Raw genomic sequence first — 11,344 nt, forward strand, 5'->3', positions numbered from 1 at the left:
CGCCTACATCCACGAAAGGAAGTATGCCGGAAAAAGTTGTCCGGAGAAGTTGGCCGCCATCCGCCGGGAAATGAAGAAAAACCAAGCAAACGTACTGTTGGTATCGGCATTGGACGAGATAGCCTGGACGCTGAACCTGCGCGGAAACGACGTACATTGCAATCCGGTCGTGGTCAGCTATCTGATAGTCTGCGAGCAGGAAGCGCACTACTTCATCCAGCCCGGCAAAGTGACGGAAGAGGTTTCTGCCTATCTGAAAGAGGCCGGTGTCACCCTCCACGCCTACGAATCGATTGAATCTTTCCTGAAAGAACTGCCGGACAGCTGCATCATGCTCGAAGCAGACAAAACGAATTACGCCGTTTACTCCGCCCTCTCCCCTACCCACCGGATAGTGAACGAATGCTCACCGATAGCTCTGCTGAAAGCCATCCGCAATGAATGCGAAGTGGCCGGCATACGCGCCGCCATGCAACGCGACGGCGTGGCCTTGGTGAAATTCCTGAAATGGCTGGAGGAGGCTGTCTCCGCAGGCAACGAGACAGAGCTAAGCATCGACCGGAAGCTGCATGAATTCCGCGCCGCACAACCGCTCTACAGGGGCGAGAGCTTCGACACCATCGCCGGCTACAAGGAGCACGGCGCCATCGTCCACTACGAAGCCACTCCGGAAAGCGACGTCGCCTTGAAACCGGAAGGTTTCCTGCTGCTCGACTCGGGAGCGCAATACCTGGACGGCACCACCGACATCACCCGTACCATCGCATTGGGAAATCTGACCGAAGAAGAAAAGACGGATTATACTTTAATATTGAAAGGACACATCAACCTCGCCATGGCCGTCTTCCCCGAAGGCACCCGGGGAGCGCAACTGGACGTATTGGCACGCATGCCGATATGGCAACACCGCATGAACTATCTGCACGGCACGGGACACGGCGTAGGCCACTTCCTCAATGTGCACGAAGGGCCGCAAAGCATCCGCATGAATGAAAACCCGGTCGCCTTGCATGCGGGAATGGTCACTTCCAACGAACCGGGCGTTTACAAAGCCGGAAGCCACGGCATACGTACGGAGAACCTGGTGCTGACCGTACCGGCAGGCGAAGGCATGTTCGGTAATTACCTGAAATTCGAGACCATCACCCTCTGCCCCATCTGCAAGAAGGGCATCCTCCCGGAAATGCTGACAGCAGAAGAGATAGCATGGCTGAACAACTACCATCGTCAGGTCTATGAAAAACTGGCGCCAAGCCTGAACAAGGAAGAGCAGAAATGGCTGGAAGAGGCGTGCAGCGAACTAAAATAAAAATACAGAGACACGGAGGCACAGAGATTCTATCTCTCAATCTCCAGACCAATCCTCTGTGTCTCCGTGTCTCTGTGTTCCATCATTAATCACCAATCATTAAACACCCAATAAATGGCACTTATCAAATCAGTAAGAGGCTTCACTCCCGAAATCGGAGAAAATTGCTTTCTGGCAGACAACGCCACCCTCATCGGCGATGTCAAAATGGGACAGGATTGCAGCATCTGGTTCAACACCGTGCTGCGCGGCGATGTCAATTCCATCCGCATCGGCAACGGAGTAAACATCCAAGACGGAAGCGTGCTCCACACTTTGTACGAGAAATCGACCATCGAGATAGGCGATCACGTATCTGTAGGCCACAACGTGACCATCCATGGGGCCACCGTCAAAGACTATGCCCTGATAGGCATGGGAGCCACCATCCTCGACCATGCCGTGATAGGCGAAGGAGCCATCGTAGCCGCCGGTTCACTGGTATTGAGCAATACCGTGATCGAGCCGGGCAGCATCTGGGGAGGGGTACCCGCCAAATTCATCAAGAAAGTGGATCCCGACCAGGCCAAGGAACTGAACCAAAAGATTGCACACAACTATCTGATGTATGCGGGATGGTACAAGAAGAATGAGGTATAAAAAAAATGAAGAATGAAGAAATCTGACAGCGCAGCCAGATTCTTCATTCTTCAATTCTTAACTCTTCTTTTTTCAAATGTTTTCTATCGCACGTTGGATACGCACCAGCGTCTCTTCCTTACCTATCAGTTCGGTAATGTCAAACATGTGCGGGCCTTTACACTCTCCCACCACCGCGAGGCGGAAGGCATTCATCACATTGCCCAAATGATAGCCATGTTCGGTAATCCATCCGATGACGATGTCCTCAGAGGGTTTGGACGAGAAGTCCTCGATGCCGCGCAACACTTCCATGAGTTCGGTCATGATGCGGGGGGTATCTTCCGACCAGCGTTTCTTCACATCCTTTTCAGCGTAGGCTACAGGAGCCACGAAGAAGAAGCGGGTCTGATCCCACAACTCTTTCACAAAGTTGACACGCCCCTTCACCAGCGACACCACTTTGGCAAGGAAGTCATCGCTATAATTGCCGACCGCCACGCCATTGGCCTCCAGCACCGGCTTGAAGAGCGCGGCAATCTCCGCATCGGGCTTCGCCATGATATACTCATGATTGAACCAAATGCCTTTCTTATAATCGAACTTGGCACCCGACTTGCTGCAATGGCTCAAGTCGAACAGCTTCACCAGCTCATCCATCGACATCAATTCCTGGTCGTTGCCCGGATTCCATCCCAACAGCGCCAGAAAGTTGATTACGGCTTCGGGCAGGTAGCCCGATTCGCGATAGCCCGAAGAGACATCGCCCGTCTTGGGGTCGTGCCACTCCAACGGGAACACCGGAAATCCCAGACGGTCGCCGTCGCGCTTGCTCAGTTTGCCGTTTCCCTCGGGCTTCAGCAACAGGGGCAGGTGGGCAAAGGCAGGCATCGTATCTTCCCATCCGAAAGCACGATACAACAACACGTGCAGCGGTGCAGAAGGCAACCACTCCTCGCCACGGATGACGTGCGACACCTCCATCAGATGGTCGTCCACAATGTTGGCCAGGTGATAGGTAGGAAGCTCATCGGCCGACTTATAAAGCACCTTGTCGTCCAGGATGGAAGAGTTGATGACCACTTCGCCCCGAATCAGGTCGTTCACATGCACATCCTCATTCGGCTCTATCTTGAAACGCACCACATACTGCTTGCCGGCCGCAATCAGCTCGTCCACTTCTTCCTTGGGAAGAGTCAGCGAATTGCGCATCTGTATGCGGGTTGAAGCATCGTATTGGAAATTGGCTATTTCCGCACGTTTCGCCTCCAGTTCTGCCGGAGTGTCAAAAGCGATGTAAGCCTTTCCCGCCTCCAACAGAATCTGCACATATTTCTTGTAGATGTCACGGCGTTCCGACTGGCGGTAAGGGCCGTGGTCTCCACCGAAGCTCACTCCCTCGTCAAACGGAATTCCCAACCACTTGAAAGATTCCAGGATATATTCTTCCGCTCCCGGCACAAACCGGTTGGAATCAGTATCTTCAATACGGAATATCAGATCTCCTCCATGCTGACGCGCAAAGAGATAATTGTATAAAGCTGTACGCACACCGCCAATGTGCAACGCCCCCGTAGGACTTGGGGCAAAACGGACTCTGACCTTTCTTTCTGTCATAATCTATCTTAACATATAAATAATTTAGGTGGCAAAATTAATCCTTTTTTTCCACACTATTGTTTTTTTTTGTACTTTTCGCAAAAATTTCAGTTGATATGAGCTATTTCAAGACTAAAAGAGAATTTACACTCAGAGATTTGTTATACAGAGCTTTGATATTTATCGGTACTGTAGGGGCCATTGCCTATTTTCTGCCACGTGACGGCAAGTTCAACTATCAATTTGACATTGACAAGCCTTGGAAATACGGACAGCTGATGGCCACATTCGATTTTCCCATCTACAAATCAGACGATGTGGTGAACCGGGAACAAGACAGCCTCCTGGCCTCCTTCCAACCCTATTTCCAATTGGACAAAAGCGTGGAGAAAAGCGTGCTTTCCAAGCTGAAGACAGACTACCAGAACCATCTGCGCAGCCTGCTTCCCTCCATCGACTACGTCCGCTTTCTGGAACGGAAACTCACGGAAGTATATCGCGCCGGCATCGTCGCTACCGAAGAACTGGCCCAACTGCATAAAGACAGCACCACCGCCCTGATGGTCATCAACGACAAACTGGCCAACCAACAGGACATCGACAAAGTGTATTCGGTGAAAAGTGCCTACAACTACATCCTCACCGCCGACACCGCCCACTATCGCCCGGACATCCTGCGGCAATGCGCGCTGAACGAATACCTGTTTTCCAACCTGACCTACGACGAGCAGCGGACGGAAACCGCCAAGAAGGAGGTGCTCGACAACTACTCATGGGCCAACGGCATCGTGCTGAGCGGACAGAAAATCATCGACCGCGGCGAGATTATCAACCAAGACACCTACAACATCCTCGAAAGCCTCCGGAAAGAGTCCATCAAACGCAGCGAATCCATCGGACAGAAACGATTGATACTGGCCGGACAGGTATTATACGTCAGCCTCTTCATCCTCTGCTTCATGCTCTATCTTGACCTGTTCCGCAAAGACTACTATAAGAGCAGGGGCAGCCTATCCTTGCTCTTCGCCTTGATTATGTTCTACTGCATCATAACTGCCGTCATGGTTGCCAACAACATATTCAATGTCTATATCATCCCGTATGCCATGCTGCCCGTCATCGTGCGGGTATTCCTCGACTCACGCACGGCATTCATCGCGCAAACCACTACCATTCTGATATGCTCCATCTGCCTGCGCTATCCGCATGAGTTCATCTTGCTGCAACTGTCGGCAGGGCTGGTTGCCATCTTCAGCCTGAGAGAACTTTCGCAACGCTCGCACCTGTTCCGGACAGCGCTTCTTGTGATATTGACATACGCCACCGTTTACTTCGCCTTCGAACTGATTACAGAGAACGACCTGACGAAAATCAACGGAAGCATGTACACGTACTTCATCATCAACGGCATCTTGCTGCTGTTTGCCTATCCTCTGCTCTTCCTGGTGGAAAAGACCTTCGGTTTCACCTCCAACGTCACGTTGGTGGAATTGTCCAACATCAACACCAACCTGCTGCGCCGCATGTCCGAGACCGTTCCGGGCACCTTCCAGCACTCCATGCAGGTGGCCAACCTTGCCGCCGAAGCGGCCAACCGCATCGACGCCAAGAGCCAACTGGTACGTACCGGTGCCCTGTATCACGACATCGGAAAAATGGAGAACCCCGCATTCTTCACCGAAAACCAGTTGGGCGGAGTCAACCCACACAAGAATTTAGGATATGAGCAGAGCGCCCAGGTGGTCATCAGCCACGTGACCAACGGACTGAAACTGGCGGAAAAGCACAACCTGCCGAAAGTCATCAAAGACTTCATCACAACCCACCACGGACAAGGGAAAACCAAATACTTCTACATCTCCTGGAAGAACGAACACCCTGACGAAGAGCCCAATGAAGAGGCGTTCACCTACCCCGGCCCCAACCCGTTCACCAAGGAGCAGGCCATCCTGATGATGGCAGACTCTGTGGAAGCGGCTTCGCGCAGCCTGCCCGAATATACCGAGGAAAGCATCAGCAACCTGGTTGAAAAGATTATCGATTCACAAGTGGCGGAGGGATACTTCAAGCAGTGCCCCATCACCTTCAAGGACATCGCTACCGTGAAAACCGTATTCAAAGAAAAACTGAAAACGATTTACCATACTCGCATCAGCTATCCGGAACTGAAAAAGTAGCCTACAGCCTCTCCCCCAACCCCTCCCCAGTAGGGAGGGGAGAAGAGAATGAAATCACTAATCACTATAACACTAAATCAGCATGGAAGTAACACAGAAAGAACAAAAAAGAGCCGAACGACTGCTGCAAAGCCGGCACATCGAGCCTCAACACATCAAGAGTTTCAGCTTTATGCAACGTTACCCGCAAAAGCCTGCCAAGGAACAGCCATCGTCTGCTGTGAAGTACGGGCCGGGCATCCTGACGCTCCATCTGAAAGAGGGGAAAGACAGGGTAATATGCCTGCACCCTTTCCGCCATCCCTCTTCGATGATCCGCTACCTGGTGTCACAAGGAATTCCGTTCGACAACTACATGCCCCGCGAACGCACCGCAACCGAACTGCCGGCCACCACCTACCGACGCCCGTCGCTCTACATGTTCTGGTTCTTCGTCCTGTTCCTGACATTTCTTATAGTAGGTTATTACTCCGTCAGTGGCGAAGTGTGGTGGGGATTCATTCCGGCGACCGTCTCCTTCGTCTTAAGTCTTTTCTTCCTCAACATGCTGATGACACGCTTCTGTTATCTGACACTGGAGAAAGATGCGCTTGTCATACAAAGCGTAGGCAGAACCATCCGCTATCCGTATCGGCAATTGCGGAAAGTAAACTTCGACTTCGCCCGCGAACAAGCCTTCACACACGTCATGGAGCTGCTGGATGACAACTATCGCTACCGGCTGTTCTACATCGGCAGGGTTCCAAGAAAGGAATTGAAAGAAATCGCCGAACGCCTGTCAAAAGCCGGTGTGGATGCCACTTGCAGCCTGAACATCGACAAACGGCACTACCACGACACGTCATCGTTCCTTTAGAGGCCGATGAGCAGTAAAAAGCCATGAGCAAACGGACAGCTTTTCCCGCATGCCGAGAAGCGATTTCACAAAAAGTCGTATCTTTGCCGTCGCGATGAAAAAGTTTGCCGACGTCATATTGCCTCTGCCCCTGCACAGCTGCTTCACCTACTCCCTGCCGGAAGAGTGGGCGGACGAGGTGCAGACGGGCTGCCGGGTGGTAGTGCCATTCGGACGGAAGAAGTATTATACGGCCATCGTGCGTAACGTGCACTACTACGCCCCCACCGACTATGAGGTGAAGGAGGTATCGGCATTGCTGGACACCCGCCCGATACTGCTGCCCGAACAATTCCGGTTCTGGGAATGGATTGCCGATTACTACCTCTGCACGCAAGGCGATGTATATAAGGCGGCACTGCCCTCCGGCCTGAAGCTGGAGAGTGAGACCATCGTGGAGCACAATCCCGACTTTGAGGCCGATGCCCCCCTGTCGGAAAAGGAACAGCAGATACTGGATATGCTCTCCACCAACCCGGAACAATGCGTGACGAAACTGGAAAAAGAGAGCGGCCTCAAAAACATCCTCTCCGTCATCAAGTCCCTGCTCGACAAAGAGGCCATCTTCGTCAAAGAAGAGCTGCGCCGCACCTACAAGCCCAAGACCGAAACCCGCGTGCGCCTGACCGCCGCCGCACGCAACGAGCACCGTCTGCACATCTTCTTCGACGAGCTGCAACGCCGCGCCCCCAAGCAACTGGACCTGCTGATGAAATACATCGAGCTGTCCGGCTTCTTAAGCGGACGGGATGTGAAGGAGGTATCCAAAGCCGAACTGCTGCGCCGAACTGCCGCCACACCGGGCGTATTCAACGGTCTGGTGGAGCGTGGTGTGTTCGAAGTGTACCGGCAGGAAGTGGGACGATTATCCGCAGCTCCGCAGAAAGAGACCGTTTCGGTCAATCCGCTGAACGAACACCAGCAACAGGCCTATCGCTCTATCCTGGAAAGCTTTCAAAGCAAAAACGTCTGCCTGCTACACGGAGTCACCGCAAGCGGCAAGACAGAAATATACATCCACCTGATAGAAGAGACCCTCCGTCAGGGAAAACAAGTGCTCTACCTGCTGCCCGAAATAGCCCTTACCACACAGATTACGGAACGGCTGCAACGGGTCTTCGGTTCCCGTCTGGGCATATACCACTCCAAGTTCCCGGATGCCGAACGGGTGGAAATCTGGCAAAAACAGCTGTCGGACAACGGCTACGACCTCATTCTGGGAGTCCGTTCGTCCATCTTCCTCCCTTTCCGCAACCTCGGTCTGGTGATTGTGGACGAAGAGCATGAGAACACCTACAAGCAGCAAGACCCCGCCCCCCGCTACCACGCCCGCAACGCCGCCATCGTATTGGCCGCCATGTATGGTGCCAAGACATTGCTGGGCACGGCGACCCCCTCCGTCGAGACCTGGCACAACGCCACTACCGGCAAGTACGGATTGGTGGAGCTGAAAGAGCGCTACAAAGCGATACAGCTGCCGGAAATTGTCCCTGTGGACATCAAGGAACTGCACCGCAAGAAGCGAATGAACGGCCCCTTCTCCCCGCTGCTGTTGCAGCATATCCGCGAAGCGCTGGAGCTGAAAGAGCAGGTCATCTTGTTCCAGAACCGCCGTGGCTTTGCTCCGATGATAGAGTGCAACACGTGTGGATGGGTGCCCAAATGCAAGAACTGCGACGTGAGCCTGACCTATCACAAGGGCCTGAACCAGCTGACCTGCCACTACTGCGGCTACACCTATCAACTGCCGCGCGTCTGCCCCGCCTGCGAAGGAGCCGACCTGCGCAACCGGGGATTCGGCACGGAAAAGATAGAAGACGACATCCAAATCCTCTTCCCCGAAGCCCGCGTGGCACGGATGGACCTGGACACCACCCGCACCCGCACCGCCTACGAGCGCATCATCGCCGACTTCGAGCAGGGGAAAACAGATATCCTGATAGGCACCCAGATGGTTTCTAAAGGACTGGACTTCGACCACGTCAGCGTTGTGGGCATCCTCAACGCCGACACGATGCTGAACTATCCCGACTTCCGCGCCTACGAACGTGCCTTCCAGCTGATGGCGCAAGTGGCAGGACGCGCCGGACGGAAAAACAAACGGGGCAAGGTGATACTGCAAACCAAAAGCATCAACCACCCCATCATCCCCCAAGTCATCGCCAACGACTACGAAAGCATGGTGGACGGACAGCTTGCCGAACGGCAGATGTTCCACTACCCGCCCTACTACCGCCTGGTGTACGTCTATCTGAAGAACCGCAACGAGACCCTGCTCGACCTGATGGCACAAACCATGGCAACCAAACTCCGCACTATCTTCGGCAACCGGGTATTGGGTCCCGACAAACCGCCCGTGGCACGCGTGCAGACCCTCTTCATCCGCAAAATCATACTGAAAATAGAGACCAACGCCCCAATGGTCCGCGCCCGCGAACTGCTGGTACAGGTACAGAAAGAGATGATGGCAGAAGATCGGTTCAAGTCGCTGATTGTGTATTATGATGTGGATCCGATGTAAAGGAAAAACTCAAAGTTATGATAAAAAACCAGCCGAGATGCTTTGTAAACTTCTGATAGGAATACAACGGTCAAGGCAGGATCCGCTTTCGATGCCGGAAAGCGAAGTCCGGGGAAAAGGCTGATAGCCTGATATCATGGCGTGAAGCGTAACGACATAAAAAACTTGATTATAAAAGAGAAATATGAAAAAGATACTTTTTGTCTGCCTCGGCAACATTTGCCGTTCCTCCTCCGCAGAAGGAGTGATGAAGCGTCTGGTAGAAGAAGCTGGACGCGAAGATGAGTTTTTAATTGATTCTGCCGGTATCCTCTCCTATCACCAGGGGGAGTTGCCGGATAATCGGATGCGTGCCCATGCCGCCAGACGTGGATACAACCTGACCCACCGTTCGCGCCCCGTGCGCACCGAAGACTTCTATACCTTCGACCTGATTATCGGTATGGACGACCGCAATATTGACGACCTGAAGGAACGTGCCCCTTCGGTGGAAGCATGGAGCAAGATACACCGTATGACAGAGTATTGCACGAAGTTTACATACGCCGACCACGTACCCGACCCTTATTACGGAGGTGCCGAAGGGTTCGAGTACGTATTGGATGTATTGGAAGATGCGTGTGCGGGGTTGCTGGAAAAGTTGTAAGCGTCCCCGCCTACTTCCTAACCAGATATTCATTGAACATGATTCCCGTCACTATCAAGGCGAGGCCGATATAGGTCGCCAGCACAATTTGCTCGCCCAAAATAAGGGCAATAAAGAACAAAGACAGGAAAGGCGACAAATAGCAAAGCTGGTTGATAAGCGCCGGATTAGTGGTTTTCCGCATAGCAAGGCTGAAGAAAATAAAAGGAATACCCATCTCGAATCCGCCGACATACATTCCCGACAAAATGCCGGGCAGCGTATGAAGATTCACGCCCACCACCGCTGCGCCTATCAGCAGATAGCCCGTGCCAAACAGGAAACTCATGAACAGTGCCACACTGCCGTCTGTTTTATCTTTGAACTTGTTGTTTATCATCCAGTACATGGCCCACAGCAAAGAGCTCAAGAACGCCAACAGCAATCCGAACACCGATAGGTTCATACCTTCCGACTGCCCTGTGCCTATCGAAATAAGCGCCACGCCGCTCAATGAAATGAACATACCGATGTACTTCTTCGCCGGTATGGGCTGATGGGCGAACAAGGCAAGCAGGATCAACAGCATAATGGGCCAGATATAGTTGACAGGTTGAGCCACCTGCGCAGGCAGCAGGTCGTAAGCCTTGAACAACACCAGATAATAGGCCACCGGATTCAGCAATCCCAACATAGCGAAATACCCCCACTGCTTGCCGGACAATTCCGCCACCTCTTTCCATTTCTTCCGGACGGTGATCAAAAGGGTGAAAATGACCAATGAAGTGCAGCTTGCCACCAAGAGCATTTCAAAATGGGTAAGGTGCATCAACGCAATTTTAAAAGCGGTCGCCACGGTGGACCAACTGAGCACTGCAATGCAGGCGTAAAAAACAGAACTTGTATTATCTTTCATAAAACCATCATAAACTAAGGAGTTACCGAGAATTAAAAATTCTCGGTAACTCCCGAATAGCTGCTATACAATTATTTAGAAGATGTAAGCTGCGGAAACCTGCCAAGTCTTGTTCTTAACGCCAACAGCTTTAACGGCATCCGCAACCTTGAAGCTGTCGCCCAACGGAATCTGATAGTTCACACCCACCTGCAAGTGCTTGATCAACTTCAGACCGGCACCCAGGTTAAGCCCGCATTGCGTCTTACGGTCCACTCCATCCTTTTCTTTCAGATCGAAATAAAAATCGGGACCGGCAGCCAGATAAATACCCAACAAGCTTCCCAAACCAATGGTATATTTCAGATTGACAGGAATCTCGATACCCTGCTGCTTCCAGCCATCCTCTCCTTTCTGCGAGAACAGCAATGCGCCATCCACTCCTAAGCCTACGATAGGAATCGTCACTTCAGCCATCGGACCGATGAAGAAACCGGTGGAATTGTCCTTGTTTCCTTTAACTCCGCCATCCCAATCAATCTTTGTCATATTCACACCGCCTTTTACACCAAACTTCAACAACTGAGCCTGTGCCGGCATAGCCATAAACATACAGCATACGACTGCTACAAAAGCACTAAAAATCTTCTTCATAACTCATTCTTTTTTAAAATTACGCGACAAATATATGTAAAATCTTTCTAA

General features: G+C 52.2%; 9 protein-coding genes. 6 read left to right on the forward strand and 3 right to left on the reverse strand.

Translation table 11 applies throughout. From position 1 onward, the window contains the following. Window positions 1–1,309 (forward strand): aminopeptidase family protein P (locus K2G43_RS02600; RefSeq protein WP_300152897.1); only part of this gene is annotated, 1,309 nt, incomplete at its 5' end. A gap of 114 nt (window positions 1,310–1,423) precedes the next feature. After that, window positions 1,424–1,948, forward strand: coding sequence for a gamma carbonic anhydrase family protein (locus K2G43_RS02605; protein WP_297645389.1), 525 nt, complete (start codon window positions 1,424–1,426; stop codon window positions 1,946–1,948). Between the two features lie 72 nt (window positions 1,949–2,020). On the opposite strand, the gene gltX is transcribed toward K2G43_RS02605, so the two are convergent. Continuing rightward, window positions 2,021–3,544: a glutamate--tRNA ligase gene (gene gltX / locus K2G43_RS02610; RefSeq protein WP_300152898.1), complete on the reverse strand. Its 1,524-nt coding sequence runs from the start codon at window positions 3,542–3,544 to the stop codon at window positions 2,021–2,023. A 98-nt stretch (window positions 3,545–3,642) separates the two neighbouring features. Here gltX and K2G43_RS02615 point away from each other — a divergent pair, with 98 nt between their 5' ends. The 4 genes from K2G43_RS02615 to K2G43_RS02630 all read left to right on the forward strand — a co-directional run bounded on the left by K2G43_RS02615 (window position 3,643) and on the right by K2G43_RS02630 (window position 9,765). Beyond that, window positions 3,643–5,703: an HDIG domain-containing metalloprotein gene (locus K2G43_RS02615; protein ID WP_300152899.1), complete on the forward strand. Its 2,061-nt coding sequence runs from the start codon at window positions 3,643–3,645 to the stop codon at window positions 5,701–5,703. Window positions 5,704–5,785: 82 nt separating this feature from the next. Continuing rightward, window positions 5,786–6,559, forward strand: coding sequence for a hypothetical protein (locus K2G43_RS02620; RefSeq protein ID WP_297644219.1), 774 nt, complete (start codon window positions 5,786–5,788; stop codon window positions 6,557–6,559). 94 nt (window positions 6,560–6,653) lie between these two features. Continuing rightward, window positions 6,654–9,119 carry a primosomal protein N' gene (gene priA, locus K2G43_RS02625; protein ID WP_300152900.1) on the forward strand — a complete coding sequence of 822 codons (2,466 nt, stop codon included), beginning with the start codon at window positions 6,654–6,656 and terminating at the stop codon, window positions 9,117–9,119. 184 nt (window positions 9,120–9,303) lie between these two features. Next, window positions 9,304–9,765, forward strand: a complete 462-nt coding sequence (locus K2G43_RS02630; RefSeq protein WP_300152901.1) for a low molecular weight protein-tyrosine-phosphatase — start codon at window positions 9,304–9,306, stop codon at window positions 9,763–9,765. Window positions 9,766–9,775: 10 nt separating this feature from the next. Here K2G43_RS02630 and K2G43_RS02635 read toward each other — a convergent pair whose 3' ends face one another. Continuing rightward, entirely contained in the window at window positions 9,776–10,660 is an 885-nt protein-coding gene (locus K2G43_RS02635; RefSeq protein WP_297644222.1) for a DMT family transporter, read from the reverse strand. A 75-nt stretch (window positions 10,661–10,735) separates the two neighbouring features. Further along, a complete protein-coding gene (locus K2G43_RS02640; RefSeq protein WP_297644223.1) occupies window positions 10,736–11,293 on the reverse strand; it encodes a porin family protein in 558 nt (185 codons plus the stop codon). Window positions 11,294–11,344 lie beyond the last annotated feature (51 nt).

This window comes from Bacteroides sp., assembly GCF_029057325.1.
Classification (GTDB): Bacteria; Bacteroidota; Bacteroidia; order Bacteroidales; family Bacteroidaceae; genus Bacteroides.